Below are 21,013 nucleotides of genomic sequence, written 5' to 3' on the forward strand. Positions count from 1 at the left end.
CATCCGGTCATTCCTTGTCGCTGTCCTTGGCATTGGCGAGATCGGGGAGGGGAAGCGGCTTCGTATCCGGCTTGTCCTCGTCCTGCGTTTCGTCCGCGTCGGGCGTGGCGGCCCGGGCCCGTCGCGGTTGCACCACGGCGGTCTTGCCGTTTGCCGCCGGCTTGCCGGCGCCCGCGGCGGCCTTGCGCTGCGCCTCACGACCGCGGCCGACGGCAGCGGCGATCTCGCCCAGCGAGTGCTCGACGCCGTCGAGCCCCTTCACCAGCAATTGCGGCGTATCGGCCGGCGGCTCGAGCTCGGTGAGGCGCTTCTGGATGGCGAAGTTGAGGTCGCTGTTGACCCGGCCGGTGATCTCGACGTCGGCGACGACGCAGATCAGCTCGAAATCCATGGTCGTGGTGCCGATTTTCTTGAACATCACGGCCGGCGGCGGCTTCTGTAGCACGTCGCCATGATTGCTCGCGACCTCCGAGAGCATGGCGCGGACCTGGCCGGCATCGAGCGTGCGCGGCACGGTGAGCGCGATCAGCACCCGGCCGGTGCGGTCGCTGCGAACGCGGTTGCGCACCACGCCGGAGATGAGGTTCGAGTTCGGGACGATGACCGAGGAGCGGTCGAAGGTCGCGATCTCGGTCGAGCGCACATTGATGCGTTTGACGATGCCCTCGACGTCGCCGACCACGACCTGGTCGCCGACCCGGATCGGCCGCTCCCAGAGCAGGATCAGGCCCGAGACGAAGTTCGACACCACCGACTGCAGGCCGAAACCGATACCGACCGAGAGCGCCGAGGCGACCAGCGTCAGCCGTTCCAGGCTCAGGCCCACCGCCGAGACGGCGATGGCGACGGCGGCGATGTAGCCGAAATAGCCGGCGGCGGTGGTGATCGAGTTGCGCAGGCCGGGGTCGAGATGCGTCGTCGGCAGGAATTTGTTGTCGAGCCAGCGCTGCAAGGTCCGGGTCGCGGCGATGCCCAAGGCGAAGACGACGGCGCCGACGACGATGGTCGAGACCGAGACGGTGACGCCGCCGACCTGGAAGCCGAAGAAGGCGGCGCGCAGCGAACCCAGGAAATCCGAGGATTCCAGCCCCCAGGGCGCCAGCACCAGCAGCAGCGTCACGAAGAGCAGAAGCAGCTTCAGCACCCCGGCGCCGAGCACCGCGATCTTGTCGAGCGTGGCCGCGCGCAGGCCGACGCCGGCGCGCAGCGTCAGCGCCAGCCGCCCGTTGCCGGTCAAGAGACGCGGGATGCCGAGATCGACGAATTGATGCGTCAGCAGATAGAGGCAGGCGACGATGCCGAGCCAGAGCGCCTGCTGGGCCAGGAAGGAGGCGAAGACGATATAGCCGCTGAGCGCGGCCGCGATGATGGCGAGGCCGATGATCCAGCCGAGGATGCGAAGCGGGCCGAGGCTCGCGCCATCGACCGGGACATAGGGGCCGAGGCAGGCTTCCTGCTCGACATCCTCGTCGTCCCGGATCCGGTAGAGCCCCGCGATCAGCGCCAGCGCGAAGAGGATCGCGAAGAGCGCCTTGACGATGATCGAGATGGCGAGGCCGGCGGCGATGGCCTGCAGCCAGGCCTCGAAGACCTTTCCGACCGCCGTCACCAGCGCCAGCGCGCTCGCGATCCAGACGACGCTGCGGGCGGTGTCGTCGAGCACGCGGATCAGGCGCCGCTGCGGGCTCGAGGGTGCGAACACCGCATCGGCGAGGGCCTGCACGAAGGCGACGAAGGCCAGCCCCATCACCACCGCCCAGATCACCGGCTGGATGCGCTCCGGCAGCAGGCCGGTGGTGCTGAGCGCCTTGTAGAGCAGCCAGCTCGCCAGAGCCGGCGGCGCGGCGCCGGCGACGATATGCGCCAGCGCCACGTAGAGGCAATGCAGGCTGCCGGTGTCCTGGGTGTTGGCGTAGCGGGCTTTGAAGCGCGGCAGATAGCGGGCGCGGGCCCAGTAGAGCAGGATGGCGCCGATCAGCGCGAGCGCGAGAATGCCGCCGCGCGTGCCCGAAAGCGCATCCGAGACGCCGGAGAGCCAGCCGCCGAAGACATAGCCCGAGGCGCGCAGGTCCTCGGGCGCCGTTGCCACCGCGTTGCCCCAGACATCGGGGCTGAGCACGGAGGGGCCGGCGGCGAAGAGGGTCGTGGCGAAGATCTCGCGGCGCTTGTCGCCGATGGTGCTCTGCAACTGCTCCGCCTGGAGCAGCGCGGCGCGGGCGATCTTCAGCGTCTCGTCGGCATCGGCATAGGCCTTGGTCCGGGCCTCGCGCTCGCGGGCGATCTCGGCGGATTCGGGCGGGGCCTTGTCGTCCGGCTTCGGGCCGAGCTGGTCGAGCTTGAGCTTGGCCTGGTCGACCAGCGGGCCCTGCTGCTCGATGACGAGGCGAAGCTGGTCGAGCGAGGGCTGCAAACGGACGCGCTGCCGCTGCAATTCGGCATCGCTGAGGTCCGGGCGCGTCAGGGTCGTCTCGATCTGCGAGAGTTCGAGCCGGACCGCATCGAGGCGCCCGCGCGGGCTGTTGGGATCGACCGGAGCGCCGGTCGGCGCCGGCGCGGGTTGCTGGGCCTGCGCGCCCGGCTGCCCGGCGGCGAGCGCCAGCGTCAGCACGCAGAGGGCGAGCAGAGCACGCATAGCGTGCCGAAAGCGCGGCGCCAGCTCAGTGGTCATGGTCGGGCGGCCCCGCTCCTGAGGGTGATTCGTATCGCTCCCGAGCCTCGGCACAGCCACGGGCTCAAGGCAAGACGAAGGCCGCTTTTCGACTGCCGGCAAGGCAAGACTCCCGCAATTCCTTTGCTGGATCGCGCCCGAACCGGACGCCATGCCGCGTCTTCACCGGCAAAGGCGACCTGAAGATGGCAGGGCTGCGCTTTTTCTCCGCTGCGCGGCTCTCAGGACGAGGGCCCGTCTTGCCGAACCGGATCGTCAGCCCTTCTTCTTCACCTTGTCGCGGTTGCGATAGCTCGCATTGCCCAGCCCTGTGCCGATCGTGAGCACGGCCCAATTCTCCACGTCCTGCATCGCCGGCATCTCGCTCAGCCCCTGGATGACGGCGTCGTTGTGCATGACGATCTCGGTGTCGTGCTCGCCGATCCGGGGCACCAGCTCGCGCACGCTGGCGACGAGGTTGAAGCGGCTGCTCTCCCAGTTGCCCGGCAGGTTCTGGGCGCCGCGGTCGATGCTCCCGTCGGGCTCGATCAGGCCGGGGCAGCCGATGCCGATGAAGGGCGCGACCCGCAAGCCTTCCTTCTCGGCCTGCTCGATCTGTTCCTTGAGCATCCGGCCCAGACGTTTGATCGCCTCGTCGCGGCTCGTCTCTTCGTCGGCATGGCGCCAGAGCTCGGATTTCCAGACGCGGGCCTTGCCCAGATCGGGCGCCTTCTTCTGCCGGAGCTCGACGATGCCGGCGCGGATGTTGGAGCCGCCGATATCGACGGCGACGAGGCTGTCGAAAGCCTCGAAGATCCATTTCGGCGCGAGATGCGCGCTGCCGACGAGCCCGGCCTCGTCCGGGTGGTGACGGATCGGGACGAGGTCGATGTCGCGGCCCTCCGTGCGCAGGATGATGGCGGCGCGCGCGATGGCGAGTTCGCCGATGCGGCTCTCGCGAAAGCCGCCGCCCACGACGATGCGCTCGACCTCGGCCCAGTTCTTCAGCCGGGTGAAGCGGCGGATGACGAAGGCGAGCGACTGGGCGAAACCCTCGACCGCGCCGAGGACGAGGGCGGCCTCGGTGGCGTCGCCCTCCTTCAGCAGCGCATCGAGCTCCTTCTTGCTGATCTCGGCGGTCTTGCCCTTGAGCGGGTCGTCGCCGTTCTTCTTCAGATGCTGCCGCAGCGCATCGAGATGCTCGACGAAGGCGCTGCGGCTCGCCTTGTCGCCGACGAAGCCGTCCTCGTCGCGGATTTCGAGATTGTAGCTGGTGACGATGACGGAAGGCAGCTCCGCCGCCCCGTGCGGACCCGTCGCGCCGGCACTGCGCGTCTTCTCTGCCGTTGCCCCAGCCATGTGTTCTCCTCTTGCGATCTCTCCGGAGGCAACACCGCGCCCGCCGCGAGGTTCCGGTGCGGGCCGGATGCGTCTTCCGCAGGCCGCGGCTGCGTCGGGGGCGCCTCCGGCCGGTTGACCGCGGCGGCGATCGCCGCTCCAACGAGGAGGGCAGCGAAGATCGCCGGTTTTTGGGGGCGAGAGTTTTGGGGGGACGAGATTTGGCGGATCTGATCTATCGCGCGGTCGTCATCGGCATCGGCGCGACCATCCTGTTCGATCTCTGGGCGCAGCTCCTGCGGCTCTTCGGCATGCCGAAGCCGAACTGGGGTCCGCCGGGGCGGTGGTTCGCGCATCTGCTGCGCGGGCGCGTCGTGCATGAGGATATCGGCAAGGCCGAGCCGGTCGCCAACGAGGTCGCGCTGGGCTGGCTCTTCCACTACCTCGTCGGCATCCTCTTCGCCGGCATCGTGCTGGTGGTCTGGGGCATGGGCTGGGCGCGCAACCCGACCTTTCTGCCGGCGCTGATCGTCGGGCTCGCGACGGTGGGCTGCGGCTGGTTCATCCTGCAGCCGGGCATGGGCATGGGCATCGCCGCCTCGAAGCGCCCGAACGCCAACCAGATCCGCCTGCTCAACATCGTCGGGCATACGGTCTTCGCCATCGGCCTCTACGGCACGGCGCTGCTGATCCGTTGAGGCATTGCGCCGTCATTCTCGGGTCAAGCCCGAGAATGACGGACGCTAGTCCAGGATTCGCGTCTCGTAGGCATAGAGCTGGCGGTAGCCGAGGCTGCGATAGAGGCTGATTGCGATGGCGTTGCTCTGCTCGACCTGCAGATAGGCGCTGTGGCAATCCATGGCGCCGGCCCAGCCCATCAACCCGGCGACGATCCGGCGGCCCAGCCCCTTGCCGCGATGGGCGGGATCGACGCAGATCAGCCCGATCTCGGCCATGCCGCGCTCCGCCACCGCCATGCCGAAGGCGACAGGCTCGCCCTCGACCAGCCAGGAGGCGAAGGCGGCGGGTAGGCGGACCTTCTCGACGATGGCCGCCAGATTGCCCGCATGCGTCTTCACGCCGCTCTGGCGCGCGGCGACGCCGGCGATCCATTCCAGCTCGGGCCGGGCCTCGATCTGGAGCTCCGCCTCTTCGGAGACCGGGAGCCCGGCGAGCGGCGCGATCATGCCGAAAGAGGCGTCCTTGACCCTGTAGCCGCGTGCCAGCACGGCCGCGCGGGTCGCCTCGGCGACGAGCGGGGTCAGCCGGATCGTGGGTGGCAGACCGTCGGCGCGGTAGAGCTCCTCGAGCATGTCGAGCATGGCATCGTCGAGCTCGGCGCCATAGGCGAGCGGCGTCGCCGAGTTGGCGCGGCCGGAATAGCCATTGGCGAAGCGCAGCACCCAGTCGCCGAGGACGAGCGTCGACAAGGCCGGCCAGGCATTGATGATCCGCCGCTCGCATTCCAGCGCGAGCTGGCTGTCCTCGTTCGTCGTCAGCATCATGCTCCTCCAGCCGGCTTGCGGGGCGTTGGCCGCCAGCCCGGCGGCGCCATCTCGAATCCCGAAAACGCGAAGCCCGGCGCGACCGTGCAGCCCACCAGCGTCCAGGCGCCGAGCGAGGTCGCGCTCTGCCACCAGCCGGCCGGCACCACGAATTGCGGGCGCTGGCCGGCGGCGAGATCGGTGCCGAGATGATGGGCCGAGGCGTCGTGGCCATTGGGCGAGACGGTGATGACCAGCGGCGCGCCGGCATAATGGTGCCAGATCTCGGCGGCATCGACGCGGTGCCATTCCGAGGTTTCGCCGGTGTCGAGCAGATAGTAGATCGCGGTCGAATGGCCGCGCCCTTCCGGGCCTTCCGCATCGCGGAAGGTCTCGCGGTAATGCCCGCCTTCGGGATGGGGCTTGAGGTCGAGCAGGCGGATCACCTCCGCCGCCGTCAGCCCTTCGAGGCGATGCGGCATGGTCAGAACTTGTTCTTGGCTTCGCGGAGCGCCGCGAAGACCTGGGGGGCCGGCTTTCCGGCGAGATGGACGGCGGCCGCCAGCGCGGGCTCGCCGGCGCGGAAGAAGGGGTTCGTCGCCTGTTCCTCGGCGATGGTGGTCAGCGCCCAGAAGCGGCCTTCGGCCTTGGCTGTCCCGGCCTCGGCGAAACGCGCGGCGAGCGCCGCGTTCGTCGGATCGACCGAGCGGGCGAAGCGGGCATTGGCGAGCGTGTAGTCATGGCCGGTGATGAGCCGGATGTCGCCGGGCAGCGCCATGATGCGCGAGAGCGAGGTCCACATCCGCTCCATCTGGCCGGGCTGGACCCGGCCGCAGCCCATGACGAAGACGACGTCGCCGACCAGCGCGATCTTGCTGCCCAGGCCGATATAGCTGAGATGGCCGTCGGAATGGCCGGGCGTATGCCAGATCTCGAAGCGCTCGCCCGCCAGCGCCACGCTGTCGCCTTCGCCGATCACGCGGTCGAGCGGGGCGGATGTGCGGGCATCGGCCGGGCCGACGACGGTCGCGCCCGTCGCCTGCTTCACCTCGGCGACGCCTTGCGTGTGGTCGTGATGGGCATGGGTGATGAAGATGTCGCTGATCGTCCAGCCCTTGGCCCTGGCGGCGGCGAGCGTCTCGCCGGCATCGGGCACGTCCACCGCCGCGCAGGCGCCCGTCGCGGGGTCGTGGAGCAGGGCGCCCGCATTGTCGCTGAGCGTGCGGAAGACATGGAGGTCGAGCGGCATGGCGGACTCCTGCGAGTGCGAACGGACGCCCTGCATGGGCCAAGGCCGCTTGCCGATCAAGCCACCGGGCGCGCAGTGTCGTCGTGCAGTTGCTGCGGAAGCCGCCCTTGCGTTCGCGCGCGGGGCGTTCCATCTCAGGCGCCATGCCTCTCGACGTCGTCGACCTGCGCGCCTTCTACGCCAGCCCGCTCGGGCATGTGGCGCGACGCTTCATCGGCCGGGCCATGCTGCGCTTCTGGCCGGATTGCGACCGCCAGCGGCTGCTGGGGCTGGGTTTCTCCACGCCCTATCTCTCCGTGCTCGGCATCGAGGCCGAACGCACCATCGCATTCATGCCGGCGGCGCAAGGCGTGGTGAACTGGCCCTCGCCGGGGCTTTCCGCCTCGGCGCTGGTCGAGCCGACCCTGCTGCCGCTGCCGACCGCCTCGATCGACCGCGTCGTGCTCGTCCATGCGCTGGAGGAGACCGAAAGCCCCGACGACCTGCTGGAAGAGGTCTCGCGCGTGCTCAATCCCGGCGGGCGGATGATCCTGGTGGTGCCCAACCGGCGCGGCCTCTGGGCGCGCATGGACGGCACGCCCTTCGGGCAGGGCCGTCCGTTCAGCCGCCGCCAGCTCTCGGCGCTGATGCGCGCCGCCGAATTCTCGCCCGAGCACTGGGCCGAGGTGCTCTATGTCCCGCCGCTGCAGCGGCGGATCCTGATGCGTTCGGCCTATGCCTGGGAGCAGATCGGGCTCGGGCTGTCACTGCCCTTCGCCGGGGTCCATGTCATCGACGCGACCAAGCAGTTCTACCGGCGCGCGCCGTTGCGCGCGACGCGGCGCAGCTTCGCGCTCAGGCCCATCCTGCTGCCGCAGCCCGCGCCGACGCCGCGCGCCGCGAAGCCTTCCGGCAGCGCGGGACTGGAATTCCCGTCACCTCGAAAACCCCATGCGGGTTGACAATTTCGCCGGGTCGCGGACATGGTCCGCCGCCTTTCGAGCCCCGGTTTCATGCGAAACCGCCGATCCGTGCCGAACCCGGCGCGGAAGCTGAACTGGATCACGATGCGTAGCTATCTGGATTTCGAGAAACCGGTCGCCGAGCTCGAGGCGAAGTCGGACGAGTTGCGGGCTCTCGAGGCGCGTGGCGACGGCATCTCGTTGTCGGAAGAGATCGGCAAGCTCGACGCCAAGGCGAACCAGGCGCTCAAGGAAATCTATGCGGCGCTGACGCCCTGGCAGAAGACGCTGGTGGCGCGCCATCCGCAGCGGCCGCATTTCAAGGATTACTGCGCCGCGCTGATCGAGGAGTTCACGCCGCTCGCAGGTGATCGCGCCTTTGGGGAAGACGAGGCGATCGTTGGCGGCTTCGGCCGCTTCCGCGGCGAGGCGGTCTGCGTCATCGGCCAGGAGAAGGGCGATTCGACCGAGACCCGCATCCGGCACAATTTCGGCATGCCGAAGCCCGAGGGCTATCGCAAGGCGGTGCGGCTCGTCGAGATGGCCGGCCGCTTCGGCCTGCCGGTGCTGAGCTTCGTCGACACCGCCGGCGCCTATCCGGGCATCGATGCCGAGGAGCGCGGCCAGGCCGAGGCCATCGCCCGCTCGACGGAGGCCTGGCTCGGCCTGCCCACCGCCAGCGTCGCGCTGGTGATCGGCGAGGGCGGTTCGGGCGGGGCGATCGCGATCGCTGCGGCGAGCCGCGTGCTGATGCTCGAGCATGCGATCTATTCGGTGATTTCGCCGGAAGGCGCGGCCTCGATCCTCTGGCGCGACACGGCGCGCGCGCAGGACGCCGCCACCGGCATGAAGATCACGGCGCAGGATCTGCTCAGGTTCGGCGTCATCGACGGAATCGTCTCCGAGCCGACCGGCGGCGCCCACCGCGACAAGCAGGCGGCGATGACGCGGGCGGGGGACGCCATCGCGGCGGCGCTCGCCGATTTCGCCGGCCTCGACGGGGCCGCGATCGTCGACAAGCGGGCGGAAAAATTCCTCGGTATCGGGCGCCATCTCTGAAAGCGTTGATTTCGCGCCTGCGAAACGGCGGTGTCTTTACCGGGCATTGACCATGTGGCCAGACTCAGGGAGCCTATGGTAAGGAACCCTCAAGGCTAACGCTTCTAAAACAGGACGACGGCACAATTTAGCCGTCTTGCGAAGTCACAGGTCGCGCCCCGGCCTGCCGTTCGATGGGATTGACGACGTGGCACTGAAGCAACTCGCGCTCGTGGCTTTTGTTGCATTGACCCTGGCGGCTTGCGAGGAAGAGCGTTATCGCGGCGCCGGTCGCCACAACATCCCGATTCCGTCGGCGACCTATGCGCTGATGTCCGAGAAGGGCATGAGCAAGGACCAGCCGATCCTGATCCGCTCCTACAAGAAGGAGTCGGAGCTCGAGGTCTGGAAGCGCAAGGCCGACGGCCGCTACGCCCTGCTCAAGACTTTTCCCATGTGCCGCTGGTCGGGCCAGCTCGGCCCGAAGGTGCGCGAGGGCGACCGCATGGCGCCGGAGGGCTTCTACGCCATCGCGCCGCAGCAGATGAACCCGAACTCGTCCTATTACGTGTCGTTCAACATGGGCTATCCCAACGCCTATGACCGGGCCCATGGCCGCACCGGCGCGCATCTGATGGTGCATGGCGCCTGCTCCTCGGCCGGCTGCTACTCGATGACGGACGATCAGATCGGCGAGATCTACGCGCTGGTGCGCGAGGCGCAGAACGCCGGCCAGAAGGCCGTGCAGATGCAGGCCTTCCCCTTCCGCATGACGGCGAAGAACCTCGCCCAGCACCGGCTCGATCCGAACATCGCCTTCTGGAAGAACCTGAAGGAAGGCTCGGACTATTTCGAGGTCGTGAAGGACGAGCCGGCGGTGTCCGTCGCCGGCGGCCGCTATGTCTTCAATGGCGGCTCGGAGCCGGCCGAGGTCGCCGCGAAGGAACGCCAGGACGCGGTCGAGGTCGCTGCCCTCGTCGCCAAGGGCACGCCGGCGATCCGGCTCGTCTATGACGACGGCGACCAGCATAATTCGTTCAAGCAGGCGCTGATGGCCGGCGGCGCCGATGCGCTCAACCGCAGGGCGTCCTGGGCGTCGCGGGATGTCGGCATCAGCCGCGAGGATGCGCTGGCCTCGGGGCCGAGCGTGGTCGTGCTCGACGACAAGGGCAGGGCGAAAGGCACGGCGCGGGCCGCTTCGGCGGATGACGGCGCGGTGATGGCTGCGGTCGCCGCCGCCGCACCGGCCGAGGTTGCCAAGCCCGAGCCCAGCAAGCCCGAACCGGCAAAGGCCGAGACCAAGCCGTTCACCGCCCCGGCGACGACCCAGCTCGCGCGGATCCAGCCCGGCAAGGCCGAGCAGGCGCCGGTGCTGGCCAGCACCACCTCGGTGCCGGTGGCTGCGCCGGCCGAGGAGAGCAAGCCCTTCCTGCAGCGCGCGCTGAGCTTCATGCCGACATTCGGCGGCTCCTCCAGCACGAGCGGGCAGAGCACGGCTGCCGTCGAGGTGCCGGTTGAGGTCACCGTGCCGGCAAATCCGACCAATATCCGCGCCCCGCTGCCGCCGCGCCGGGCGACGAATCTGCGTACCAGCAGCCTGGACCAGTCGCCGGCTGCCTATGCCAGCCAGCCGGTCACGCGCTGATCGCGGTCGTTTCCGGCGTTTTGGGTATGTGACGGAACTGCAACAGTTCCCGATCAAATGATTTGAGCCTGTTTTGCAGGCGCGAAGGCCCCCGTTTCGGGGGCTTTTGCTTATTTGGCGGGCAGGCTGCCGAAAAGCTCGTCTTGCCGAAAATCCCCCGTGCCCTGCTTGATTGTGGCGAAAGCGCGACCAAGGCGCGGTGAGGGGTGCTGGGCGATGGTTCTGGATCTTTTTCGGTCTTCGGTGTTGGGGTTTGGCATTTCGACCGTCTTGGCGGCCGGTGCGCTCGCTTCGGACCTGCCCAGCAAGAAAGGGGCGCCGCCCGCTCCGGTCGTGCCGGCGATCACCTGGTTCGACATCGCGGTCAATGTGAAGGGCCAGACCGACTATAATTTCCGCGGTATCTCGCAGACCGACCGCAGGCCGGGCTTCGGCGCCGGCGCCGAGCTGCAGGTCTACAACAATCTGTTCTATGCCGGCATCTACGGGTCCAGCGTCGATCTGGCGACCAAGCCGAGCGCGGAAGTCGACTTCTACGGCGGCATCCGTCCGAAGTTCGGCGATCTCGCCTTCGATTTCGGCGTGATGCAGTACTACTATCCGCGCGAAAAGCAGCTGATCGACTTCGCCGGCACCTACTGGACGCCGAAGAACACCGATTACACCGAGGTTTATGGCAAGGTGTCCTACACCTTCGCCGAGAGCCTCACACTCGGCGCGAACGTCTTCTACGCTTGGGATTGGCTCGGCACCGGCGCCGACGGCACCTATGCCTCGGTCACGGCGAAATACGCCCTGCCCTTCCTCGAAGGCCTGTCGGTCTCGGGCGAGCTCGGCCATTACTGGCTCGGCAGGACCAATCTGGCGATCTGGTCGACCAATCCGCCGACCAACCTGCCCGACTACACCTACTGGAACGCCGGCGTCTCCTACACCTGGAAGAACGTCACGGCGGATCTGCGCTACCACGACACGACGTTGTCGAAGACCGAGTGCTTCGCGCTGACCGCCGATCAGAGCGGGATCTATTCGGGCAGCGGCCGCTCGAAATGGTGCGGCGCCGCCGTGGTCGGCACGCTCTCCTTCGACATCACAGCCAGCAGCCTCGGCATCTTCGCACAGCAGTAAGCCGGGCTCTCCTTGTCCATCGCGAAGGGCCGCCCGTTCGGGCGGCCCTTTTGCGTCAGCTTTCCAGCGCCTTGGCGACGCGGCGCATCATCTCGCCGATCGCGTTGCATTCGTCCTCGCTCAGCACCGTCATCATCGCCTCGATCTCCGCGACATGGATCGCCATCGCCTTGCGGGTCAGAGCCTCGCCCTCCGGCGTGAGCCAGAGCCTGCGCACGCGCCGGTCCGCCTCGTCGCCGCGCCGCTCGATCAGCCCGCGCCGCTCCAGCACCGGCAGCAGCATGCTCATGGCGCTGCGCCCGACCAGCAGCTTCCCGGCCAAGGCCTGCTGCGTCAGGCCGGGCACGTGGAAGATGTTGGCGAGCACGTCATAATGGGCGACCTGGATGTCGAGCGGCGCCAGCGCCTCGCCGAAGGCCTTTTCCCAGAGCGTGTGGACGCGGGCGACCGAAATCCAGTTGCGGAAACGCGGCAGATCCCAGGGCAGGAGCTGGCGCGCCGGCTCCGGCCCGGAACCCGCCGTCGAAGAGGTCTGGGAAGAGGCTTGCTTTTTGTTCATGGCTGAACATAATAGTTCAGCGTTGAACAGATTGGGCTCCATGCCATGGCCGACACCGCTCTCCGTCTCCTGCGTCCTCTGACCCGGGTCGCCAGCTTCGTGGCGCCCGCGGCAACCGGCAGACTCGCCTTCCGTCTGTTCTGTACCCCGCCGCGCCGCCTGGCGCGAAACGAAAACGCGTCCTCCGGTGCGCGGAGCGCCGCGGGCCGCCTGGCGGAAGCGGAGGCGATGGCGGTTCCGTTCCCCTGCGGGAGCGTCACGGCCTATGTCTTCGCGCCGGAGGGGGCCAGCCAGCGCGGCACCGTGCTGCTGGTGCATGGCTGGAACAGCGAAGCGGCTTTCATGGCCGCCTTTGCAGCGCCGCTGCGCGAAGCCGGCTTCCGCGTGGTCGCCTTCGACCTGCCGGCGCATGGCGCCTCGACGGGGCGGGTGCTGAACCTGCCGCTCGGGGTGGCCAGCCTGGCGGCGGTGGCGCGGGCCTTCGGGCCGCTGCATGCGATCGTGACCCATTCCTTCGGCGGGGCGATCGCGCTCGCGGCGCTGGCGGGCTCGGTTCCCAGCCAGCCGCCGGTGAGTGCCGGGCGCCTCGCGATGATCGCCGCGCCCTCCTCGATCAAGCAGATCACGCGGCGGTTCGGCGCCGGCATCGGGCTCGGCCGGCGCGGCCAGGCGGCGCTCGAACGGCGCATCCATGTCGTCGCCGGCAATCCGGTCGAGGCTTTCGAGGGGCCGGCGCAGCTCGCCGCGATCGGCGTGCCGACCCTGGTCGTCCATGACCGGCAGGATCGCGAGCTCGATTTCCGCCATGCCGAGGCGCTGGCGGCGGCAGGCTCCTTCGTCGACCTGGAGGAGACGAGCGGCTTCGGCCATCGCCGCATCCTGCAGGCGAAGCCGGTGATCGAGAGCGTCACGCGCTTCGTCGGTAGCGAAGAGCGTTAGAGTATTTCCGCGTTTCTCCGAATCGCAGAAATGCCCTATCTCTTTGTTTTAACGCATTTTCTTCACGCGAGCCGGTGTCCACTTCGCTCGAAAATGCTCTAGCTTGCCTCAGAGCCAGCCCATCAATTCGCGCTGCACGACTTCGGCGATGACGTCGATACCCTCGGCGGAATCGTTGAGGCAGGGCAGATAGGCGAATTTTTCGCCGCCATTGTGCAGGAAGATCTCGCGGTTCTCGCCGTCGAGCTCCTCAAGCGTCTCCAGGCAATCGGCCGAGAAGCCCGGCGCCACGATCGCCATCGACTTCTTCCCGGCCAGCGCCAGCGCCTTCACCGTCTCGTCGGTATAGGGCTGCAACCATTCATCCGGCCCGAAGCGCGACTGGAAGGTCAGCGGGAAACGCTCCTCGGAGAGGCCGAGCTCGGCGCGCAGCAGCCGCCAGGTCTTCACGCATTGGCAGTAATAGGGGTCGCCTTTGAGCAGGTAATCCTTCGGCATGCCGTGGAAGGAGCAGAGGATGACCGCCGGCTCGAAATCGAGCTTGGCCAGAGAGGCGCGCATCGAGCGGGCGAGCGCGCCGATATAGGCGGGGTCGTCGTGATAGGGCGGCGAGACGCGCACCGCCGGCTGCCAGCGCATCTGCATCAGCGCGCGGAAGGCCTGGTCGCAGGCGGTAGCCGAGGTCGGCGCGGCATATTGCGGATAAAGCGGCACCAGCAGGATGCGGTCGCAGCCCTGGTCGAGCAGGGCCTTCAAACGGCTCTTCACATCGGGCAGGCCGTAGCGCATCGCCCAGTCGAAGACGACGCGCTCGCCGGCCAGCGGCTTGAGGCGCTCGGCGAGCTGCTCGGTCTGCGAGCGCGTGATGGTCTTGAGCGGCCCCTCATTGCGCTCGTTGTTCCAGATCGAGGCGTAGTCCTTGCCTTTGCGGCCCGGCCGCGTCGACAGGATGATCAGGTTGAGGATCGGCCACCATTTCCAGCGGGGTTCCTCGATGACGCGGCGGTCCGAGAGAAACTCCTTGAGATAGGCGCGCATCGGCCAGTAGCCGGTGCCTTCCGGCGTGCCGAGATTCATCAGCAGCACGCCGATGCGGCCGTATCGGGCTTGCGGGTGATCCGGCGGGAGCGGAACGGCTTCGCGGGCCGGGGCCGTGGCGATGTCAGCAGTCATGAGCGCAGGCTCTCCTTGCGCTCGTGATTTAGACGAGTTCGCGCTTTCGTCCAGCCTTGAAGAGAGGGGACGGGCCGGGTGCGACATCGCCGACAGGCGGCCCTGGGCGCCGAAAGGCATCTGGTCAGCGCGGCGCGTCTCTTGCTAGTCTGGACACCTTCTCAAGAGGGCGCCCGCCATGACAAAGCTGACACGTCGCAAAGCCCTTGGCGTTCTCGCCGCCCCTGCGGCCCTTGCCGCGACGGCGCCCGCCGCGATGGCGCAGCAGCCGGCGCCGAGCTTCACGCTGCTGCTGGTCAACGACATCTACAAGATGAGCGACGACAAGGGCCGCGGCGGCTTCGCGCGCGCCGCCGGCATCGCCAAGGCGGAGCGTGCCAAGGGCGTGCCGGTGCTGTTCTGCCATGCCGGCGACTGCTACTCGCCCTCGCTGATGTCAGGCTTCGACCAGGGCGCCCATATCGTCGCGATGCAGAACAAGATGGGCCTCGACGTCTTCGTGCCGGGCAATCACGAGTTCGATTTCGGCAAGGAGAACTATCTCAAGCTCGTCGCCGCGCAGACCTATCCGACCTTCGCCGCCAATCTGCGCGATGCCGCCGGCAACCCGCTGCCCGGCCACAAGGACAGCCAGATCTTCGAGCTCGGCGGCATCAAGGTCGGCGTCATCGGCACGGCCTATGACCCGACGCCGCAGATCTCCAATCCCGGCGACCTGAAATTCTCCTCGACCATGGAGGCGCTCAAGCGCGAGGCCAAGGCGCTGAAGGGGCAGGGCGCTGATATCCTCGTCGCCGTCGTCCATGCCGACCGGGCGATGGACAACGAGATCGTGCGCTCGCGCGTCGTCGACGTCCTGCTCACCGGCCACGACCACGACCTCGCCATCGCCTATGACGGCAAGGTGGTGATGGTGGAGTCGAACGAGGAGGGCAATTACGTCACGGCCATCGACATCGCGGTCAGCATCAAGGGCGAGGGCGCGGCGCGGCAGGTGACGTGGAGCCCGACCTTCCGGGTCAACGATTCCCGCTCGGCGACGCCGGACCCGGAGGTCGCGGCCATCGTCAAGGGCTACGAAGGGGAACTCTCGAAGGAGCTCGACGTCGATGTCGCCAAGCTCAACGTGCCGCTCGACTCGCGCACGGGCGTCATCCGCACGCAGGAGGCGGCGATCGGTAACCTGATCGCCGATGCGATCCGGGCCGCCACCGGCGCGCAGCTCGCCATCACCAATGCCGGCGGCATCCGCGCCAACAAGCAATATGCGGCCGGCACGACGCTGACGCGGCGCGACGTGCTGAGCGAACTGCCCTTCGGCAATGCCACCGTCATGGTCGAGATCACCGGCAAGGACGTGAAGGACGCGATCGAGAACGGGCTTTCGCCCGCGCCGCAGGGCTCGGGCAAGTTTCCGGTCGTGGCGGGGCTGAAGTTCGAGGCGGATATCAAGCAGCCGGTCGGCTCGCGCGTCACTGCGCTCACCCTGACCGACGGCACGCCGATCGACCCGGCCGGCAAATACACCGTCGCCTCCAACAACTTCATGCTCGAAGGCGGCGACGGCTATACCGCGCTCGGCCGCGGCAAGACGCTGATCGGCCTGACTGACGGCAAGCTGATGGCCAATGAGGTGATGGTCTATCTGCGCCGGCTCGGGACGATCGACGCCAAGGTCGAGGGGCGGGCGGTCCTGAAGTGAGCTGCAGCAAGGCGCTCGCGGCTTTCCTGGCGAGCGGGAATTCCCGGGGCTGGCGCGACCTGCCGGTCTTTGCTCCCGGTGCGGAGGCTGCACGCGCCTGCGCCGCCGTGGATGCCGAGCGGGTTGCGGGGCATGTCGTGGCGCCGGCGCCGGAACGGGTGTTCGCGGCGCTCAGCCTGACACCGCTCGATGCGGTTCGCGCCGTCATCCTCGGACAGGACCCCTATCCGACGCCCGGCCATGCCAACGGGCTCGCCTTCTCCTATGTGGGGCCGCCGCCGCTGCCGCGCTCGCTCGTCAATATCTACAAGGAGCGCGCGGAGGATCTCGGGCTACCGGCGCCGGGCGATGGTGACCTGACGCGCTGGGCGCAGCAGGGCGTGCTGCTGCTCAACACGGCGCTGACCGTGCGCGAGGGAGCGAGCAAGGCGGGTTCGCATCTTCAATTGGGCTGGGGCAAGGTCACCGACGAGATCATCGCCGCCGTCGCGCGGATGCGGCCGCATGTCGTCTTCCTGCTCTGGGGCGCGCCAGCGCAGACGAAGCGGCCGCTGATCGACGAAAGCCGGCATCTGGTCATCGCCAGCGCCCATCCGTCGCCGTTGTCGGCAAGGCGGGGGTTTTTCGGGTCGAAGCCGTTCAGCCGGGCGAATGCCTGGCTGGAGGAGCAGGGGGAAAAGGCGATCGACTGGTGAAGCGTACCGCCGTCATGCTCGGGCTTGACCCGAGCATCTCGTGACGGAAAAGCGCCTTATCCTGGAAGAGATTCTCGGGCGAAGCACCGCTTCGACCCGAGAATGACGGCGCGGACTTACCCCACCGGTCGCTCGTCCGCGATGACCTTGCCGTCGTTCGGCAGGGCGCCCAGCGGCAGGATCTCGACTGCGCCCTTGAGCTTGGTCACCTGCTGCAGCGTCGAGGACATCGCGTCGACCAGCCCGGCCGGCTCGGCATAAATCTCGGCCTTGAGGGTCATGGTGTCGACCTCGTCGGCGCGGCCGACAACGAGGCGGAGCTTGGCGATCTCGGCATGGCGCCTGGCGATCTCGGCGACCTGCTCGGGGCGCACGAACATGCCCTTGATCTTCGCCGTCTGGTCGGCGCGGCCCATCCAGCCCCTGATGCGGGTGTTGGTGCGTCCGCAAGCGCTGATGCCGGGCAGGACGGCGGTGAGGTCACCGACGGCCAGCCGGATCTGCGGGTGATGCGGGTCGAGATTGGTGACGACGACCTCGCCGACCTCGCCCTCGGGGACCGGGTCGCCGGTGCCGGGGCGGACGATCTCGACGATCAGGTTCTCGTTGAGAACCATGCCCTCGCGGGCCGAGGTCTCATAGGCGATGACGCCGATATCGGCGGTGGCATAGAGCTGGTAGGCGTCGATGCCGCGCTCCCTGACCCAGGCCTGGAGCGAGGGCGGGAAGGCCGCGCCAGAGACGACGGCGCGCTTGATCGAGGCGATGTCGACGCCGCGGGCATCGGCGGCCTCGATCAGGATCTTGAGGAAGTCGGGCGTGCCGGCATAAGCGCTCGGGCGGTAGGCCGCGATCACCTCCATCTGCTGCTCGGTATTGCCGGGACCTGCCGGAATGACGGCGCAGCCGGCGGCACGCGCGGCCGAGTCCATGATGAAGCCGCCCGGCGTCAGATGATAGCTCAGCGTGTTCAACACGATGTCGCCCGGCCGGAAGCCGGCGGCGACAAGGCCGCGCGCGGCGCCCCAGGCGTCGCTCGCCGTGCCTTCCGGCTCGAAGATCGGGCCGGGCGAGGTGAACAGCCGGCCGAATGAGCCGGGAGCGGAGGGGACTAGGCCGCCAAAGGGCAGGGCGGCCTTCTGCAGGGCCGGAAGATCGGCCTTGCGCAGGACCGGCAGGCGGGCCAGCGCCTTGCGGTCGGTGATCCCGGCCGGATCGATGCCGCCGAGACGCTCGGCATAGGCCGGGGCGCGCATCGCGGCGGTGAGCAGCCCCGGCAGGCGCGCGAAGAGATCGGCCTCGCGAATCTCGGGGGGACGGGTCTCCAGATCGTCGTGATGCGCGTTCATCTGTCGGGTCCCAGGTCGTGATCTCGTTCGGGGCGGCGGCGTCAGCGGATGACGCGCAGCAGGCGCAGGAAATTGAGCAGGCCGATCAGCGCGCCTGCGACATAGGTGAGCGCCGCAGCCCGCAGCACGCCGCGGGCGGCAGGCAAGTCGCGCCGGTCGAGATAGCCGTCCCCGGCGAGGATCGGCAGCGCCTTGCCGAAGCTGGCGTCGAATTCGAGCGGCAGCGTCACCAGATGCACGATGAGCCCGATGCCGAGCAGCGCCACGGCAAGGCCGAACTGCATCAGACCCAAGGCCGGCAGATGCGTCACCGCCGCGACCAGCGGGGCGGTGATCAGGATCGCCATGGCGACCTTGTCGACGATCCCCATCGTGCGGGCGAGCAAGCTGCGCGCCGCGAGCAGCGTGCTGCCTTCCGCGTGCTGGATGGCGTGGCCGACCTCATGGGCGGCGACAGCGACGGCCGTGATCGAACGGCCGTCATGGTTGTCGCGCGAGAGGCGCACGACGCGCGCCTCCGGATCGTAGTGATCGCCGCCCTCGGTGGTCTCCACCGCGACGGCGCCGAGCTGGAAGCGGTCGAGCAGATGCCGCGCCAGCTCGCCGCCGGTCCCCGGCAGGTCCGGCCGGGCCACGGCATGGCGGCTCATCTGGCTGCGGACCCAGGCCTGTGGCCCGAAGATCAGCAGGAGAACCAGCAGGGCTGCCACGGCGTAGAGCATGGTGATCGACCGTCGAACCCGTCCCGTCTCAGGAGAGCCAGCGCTTGCGGCGCTTGTAGCTCTTCACCTCGCGGAAGGACTTCTTGTCGCCTTCCGCCACGCCGAGATAGAATTCCTTCACGTCCTCGTTCTCGCGCAGCATCTTCGCGTCGCCATCCATGACGACGCGGCCGGTCTCCATGATATAGCCATAGGTGGCATAGCGCAGCGCCATATTGGTGTTCTGCTCGGCAACGAGGAAGGATACCCCTTCATCGGCGTTGAGCTGGCGCACGATCTCGAAGATCTCCTCGACGATCTGCGGGGCGAGCCCCATCGAGGGCTCGTCGAGCAGGATCATCTTGGGGTTCGACATCATCGCCCGGCCGATGGCGCACATCTGCTGTTCGCCGCCGGAGGTGTAGCCGGCCTGCGAGGTCCGCCGCTGCTTCAGCCGCGGGAACAGCGTGTAGATCTTCTCGAGGTCGCGTTTGATTGCGGCATTGCCGTCGCGGCGGGTGAAGGCGCCGGTCAGCAGGTTCTCCTCGATCGAGAGATGGCCGAAGCAGTGGCGGCCTTCCATGACCTGGATGCAGCCGCGCCGGACGAGCTCGTTCGGCGAGAGCTTGTCGACGCGCTCGCCGTCGAAGACGATCGAGCCCTTGGTGACCTCGCCGCGCTCGGCCTTGAGCAGGTTGGAGATCGCCTTCAGCGTCGTGGTCTTGCCGGCGCCGTTGGCGCCGAGGATCGCGACGATGCCCTGGCGCGGCACGGTGAGCGAGACGCCCTTCAGCACCAGCACGACATGGTCGTAGATGACCTCGATATTGTTGAGCGACAGGATGGTGTCGCGCGCGGTCGCTGCGGCCGGTTTTTCGAGGGTGGCGGTCGACATCTCACACTCCTTCCTTCTCCCCTCGGGGGAGAAGGTGGCCCGGCGGAGCCGGGTCGGATGAGGGACATGACGGATGAGAACGGAGCAAGTCTGCCCTCATCCGTCTGCTTCGCAGACACCTTCTCCCCGAGGGGAGAAGGAAGGCGGGGGCGGCGCGAACCGCCCCCTTTGTCGTCAGGACGACTTCTCGCAGGACTCCGAGCGCTTCGGCCAGTTGCCGGCCTTCTCGACATAGTCCTTGGCGTTGGATTCGATGAGCGGACGGACCTCGTCCTTCATCGGCTCGACCCAGTCGGCCTTCTTGGTCCATTTGGTGCCGTCCCACTCGGAGACGAACATCTTGCTGTGGCCGGAATGGTCGGTGCAGGAGATCGTCGTCGGCGTGACGAAGCCGCCGAGCCCGATCTCCTTCAGGCGCGCCTCGGTCAGGTTGAGCGATTCCAGGCCCCGACGCATGTCCTGCGCGTCGATCACCTTCTTGCCGGTGAGCTTCTGCGCGTTGCGGACGCCCTCGACGACGAGCATCGCGTTGTAGACGCCGCGGTTGTAGAGCGCCTCGCCGACCTTCTCCTTCGGCGTCGTGCTCTTGCCCTTGTCGACCACGAATTTCAGGATGTCCTGCATCGCGGGCGCCTCAGTGCCGCTCAGCGTCCAGCTCAGCGAAGAGTAGCCCTTGGCCTGCTCGCCGCCGGCACGGGCATCGTCATCGCCGCCGGCCCACCAGACGCCGACGAACTTGTTCATCGGGAAGTTGTTCTTGGCGGCTTCCTTGACCGCGGTCGGGTTCATCGCCCCCCAGCCCTGGTTGTAGAGGAAGTCGGGCCGGTCACGCCGGATCGAGAGCCAGAGCGAGCCCTGGTTCTGCATGTCGGCCGCCGCCACCGGATAGAGCTTCAGCTCGAAGCCGTATTTCTTGGCGAGGTTCTCCAGAACCGGGATCGGCTCCTTGCCGAAGGGTGCGTCGAGATGGATCAGGCCGAGCTTCTTGCCCTTGAGCTTGTCGAGGCCGCCGAGCTCGGCCGCCATGTGCTTCACCATGACGGAGGCGCCGTCCCAATAGGTGAAGGGCGGGATGAAGACCCAAGGGAAGTTCGTGCCGTCGGCCGAAGCGGAGAGGCCATAGGCCATCGACAGGATCGGAATCTTGTCGACATGGGCGCGCGGGATCGCGGCGAGCGTCGCGCCGGTCGACCAGGGCGAGTAGACGATGGTGTTCTTCGCCTTGGCCTGCTCGTAGCACTCGATCGACTTCTTGGTGTCGTAGCCGGTCTCGCATTCCTCGTAGATGACCTTGACGCCGTTCACGCCGCCGTCGCGCTCGTTGATCATCGTGATGTAGTCGCGCATGCCGTCGCCGATCGGAATCCCCGAGCCCGAGAACGGGCCGGTCCGATAGGCGTTGTTGGCGAAATAGACGCTGTCCTGCGCATAACCCGGCGCGACGATGGCGGTGGCGGCCAAAAGGGCCCCGAGTCCGGCAGCTTTCATCAACTTGCTCGTCTTCATGGACTTCCTCCGTTCGTTTCCTCC

General features: G+C 67.9%; 19 protein-coding genes. 8 read left to right on the forward strand and 11 right to left on the reverse strand.

Translation table 11 applies throughout. The annotated features are described in order from the left end of the window. Window positions 1-7: 7 nt before the first annotated feature. Both GGC47_RS21435 and GGC47_RS21440 read right to left on the reverse strand, forming a co-directional pair. Complete coding sequence (locus GGC47_RS21435; protein WP_429068670.1) at window positions 8-2,668, reverse strand: DUF3772 domain-containing protein; 2,661 nt, start codon at window positions 2,666-2,668, stop codon at window positions 8-10. A gap of 255 nt (window positions 2,669-2,923) precedes the next feature. After that, window positions 2,924-4,006 carry an ROK family protein gene (locus GGC47_RS21440; protein ID WP_142022833.1) on the reverse strand — a complete coding sequence of 361 codons (1,083 nt, stop codon included), beginning with the start codon at window positions 4,004-4,006 and terminating at the stop codon, window positions 2,924-2,926. Between the two features lie 200 nt (window positions 4,007-4,206). On the opposite strand from GGC47_RS21440, the gene GGC47_RS21445 reads away from it, so the two are divergent. After that, complete coding sequence (locus GGC47_RS21445) at window positions 4,207-4,683, forward strand: DUF2938 domain-containing protein (protein ID WP_142022834.1); 477 nt, start codon at window positions 4,207-4,209, stop codon at window positions 4,681-4,683. A 45-nt stretch (window positions 4,684-4,728) separates the two neighbouring features. Here GGC47_RS21445 and GGC47_RS21450 read toward each other — a convergent pair whose 3' ends face one another. The 3 genes from GGC47_RS21450 to gloB are packed head-to-tail and all read right to left on the reverse strand — an operon-like array spanning window position 4,729 to window position 6,718. Continuing rightward, on the reverse strand, window positions 4,729-5,487 hold the full coding sequence (locus GGC47_RS21450; RefSeq protein ID WP_112761708.1) for a GNAT family N-acetyltransferase: 759 nt from the start codon (window positions 5,485-5,487) through the stop codon (window positions 4,729-4,731). Further along, a complete protein-coding gene (locus tag GGC47_RS21455; protein WP_038362849.1) occupies window positions 5,487-5,951 on the reverse strand; it encodes a cupin domain-containing protein in 465 nt (154 codons plus the stop codon). The genes GGC47_RS21450 and GGC47_RS21455 overlap by 1 nt, the downstream gene beginning before the upstream one ends. Before the next feature lie 2 nt (window positions 5,952-5,953). After that, window positions 5,954-6,718, reverse strand: coding sequence for a hydroxyacylglutathione hydrolase (gloB, locus tag GGC47_RS21460; protein ID WP_185748014.1), 765 nt, complete (start codon window positions 6,716-6,718; stop codon window positions 5,954-5,956). Window positions 6,719-6,861: 143 nt separating this feature from the next. Between gloB and GGC47_RS21465 the strand changes: the two genes are divergently transcribed. The 4 genes from GGC47_RS21465 (at window position 6,862) to GGC47_RS21480 (ending at window position 11,470) form a co-directional block, all read left to right on the forward strand. Continuing rightward, a complete protein-coding gene (locus GGC47_RS21465) occupies window positions 6,862-7,659 on the forward strand; it encodes a class I SAM-dependent methyltransferase (protein ID WP_112761760.1) in 798 nt (265 codons plus the stop codon). Between the two features lie 105 nt (window positions 7,660-7,764). Further along, on the forward strand, window positions 7,765-8,718 hold the full coding sequence (locus GGC47_RS21470) for an acetyl-CoA carboxylase carboxyltransferase subunit alpha (protein WP_038364053.1): 954 nt from the start codon (window positions 7,765-7,767) through the stop codon (window positions 8,716-8,718). Between the two features lie 187 nt (window positions 8,719-8,905). After that, a complete protein-coding gene (locus GGC47_RS21475; protein ID WP_185748015.1) occupies window positions 8,906-10,342 on the forward strand; it encodes a murein L,D-transpeptidase family protein in 1,437 nt (478 codons plus the stop codon). 243 nt (window positions 10,343-10,585) lie between these two features. Next, window positions 10,586-11,470 carry a TorF family putative porin gene (locus GGC47_RS21480; protein ID WP_429068671.1) on the forward strand — a complete coding sequence of 295 codons (885 nt, stop codon included), beginning with the start codon at window positions 10,586-10,588 and terminating at the stop codon, window positions 11,468-11,470. A 55-nt stretch (window positions 11,471-11,525) separates the two neighbouring features. On the opposite strand, the gene GGC47_RS21485 is transcribed toward GGC47_RS21480, so the two are convergent. Next, window positions 11,526-12,029, reverse strand: a complete 504-nt coding sequence (locus GGC47_RS21485; RefSeq protein ID WP_142022836.1) for a MarR family winged helix-turn-helix transcriptional regulator — start codon at window positions 12,027-12,029, stop codon at window positions 11,526-11,528. Window positions 12,030-12,257: 228 nt separating this feature from the next. On the opposite strand from GGC47_RS21485, the gene GGC47_RS21490 reads away from it, so the two are divergent. Beyond that, the gene (locus tag GGC47_RS21490) at window positions 12,258-12,968 is read left to right on the forward strand and encodes an alpha/beta hydrolase (RefSeq protein ID WP_185748016.1); all 711 of its coding nucleotides are present in this window, start codon (window positions 12,258-12,260) and stop codon (window positions 12,966-12,968) included. Window positions 12,969-13,076: 108 nt separating this feature from the next. On the opposite strand, the gene hemH is transcribed toward GGC47_RS21490, so the two are convergent. Continuing rightward, the gene (gene hemH / locus GGC47_RS21495; RefSeq protein WP_142022838.1) at window positions 13,077-14,141 is read right to left on the reverse strand and encodes a ferrochelatase; all 1,065 of its coding nucleotides are present in this window, start codon (window positions 14,139-14,141) and stop codon (window positions 13,077-13,079) included. Between the two features lie 178 nt (window positions 14,142-14,319). On the opposite strand from hemH, the gene GGC47_RS21500 reads away from it, so the two are divergent. Then, the gene (locus tag GGC47_RS21500; protein ID WP_142022839.1) at window positions 14,320-15,843 is read left to right on the forward strand and encodes a bifunctional metallophosphatase/5'-nucleotidase; all 1,524 of its coding nucleotides are present in this window, start codon (window positions 14,320-14,322) and stop codon (window positions 15,841-15,843) included. Further along, complete coding sequence (gene ung / locus GGC47_RS21505; RefSeq protein ID WP_142022840.1) at window positions 15,840-16,538, forward strand: uracil-DNA glycosylase; 699 nt, start codon at window positions 15,840-15,842, stop codon at window positions 16,536-16,538. Before GGC47_RS21500 ends, ung begins: the two co-directional genes overlap by 4 nt. A gap of 116 nt (window positions 16,539-16,654) precedes the next feature. On the opposite strand, the gene GGC47_RS21510 is transcribed toward ung, so the two are convergent. From GGC47_RS21510 to GGC47_RS21525, 4 genes are all read right to left on the reverse strand, one after another. Further along, complete coding sequence (locus GGC47_RS21510) at window positions 16,655-17,887, reverse strand: phenylacetate--CoA ligase family protein (protein ID WP_142022841.1); 1,233 nt, start codon at window positions 17,885-17,887, stop codon at window positions 16,655-16,657. A 41-nt stretch (window positions 17,888-17,928) separates the two neighbouring features. Further along, window positions 17,929-18,609 carry a zinc metallopeptidase gene (locus tag GGC47_RS21515; RefSeq protein ID WP_429068672.1) on the reverse strand — a complete coding sequence of 227 codons (681 nt, stop codon included), beginning with the start codon at window positions 18,607-18,609 and terminating at the stop codon, window positions 17,929-17,931. 28 nt (window positions 18,610-18,637) lie between these two features. Beyond that, the gene (locus tag GGC47_RS21520; protein ID WP_038362855.1) at window positions 18,638-19,483 is read right to left on the reverse strand and encodes an ABC transporter ATP-binding protein; all 846 of its coding nucleotides are present in this window, start codon (window positions 19,481-19,483) and stop codon (window positions 18,638-18,640) included. Window positions 19,484-19,657: 174 nt separating this feature from the next. Continuing rightward, window positions 19,658-20,989, reverse strand: a complete 1,332-nt coding sequence (locus tag GGC47_RS21525; RefSeq protein ID WP_112761718.1) for an ABC transporter substrate-binding protein — start codon at window positions 20,987-20,989, stop codon at window positions 19,658-19,660. Window positions 20,990-21,013: the final 24 nt, after the last annotated feature.

It is taken from the genome of Allobosea sp. OAE752, assembly GCF_050433265.1.
In the GTDB taxonomy this organism is placed as follows: domain Bacteria; phylum Pseudomonadota; class Alphaproteobacteria; order Rhizobiales; family Beijerinckiaceae; genus Allobosea; species Allobosea spartocytisi.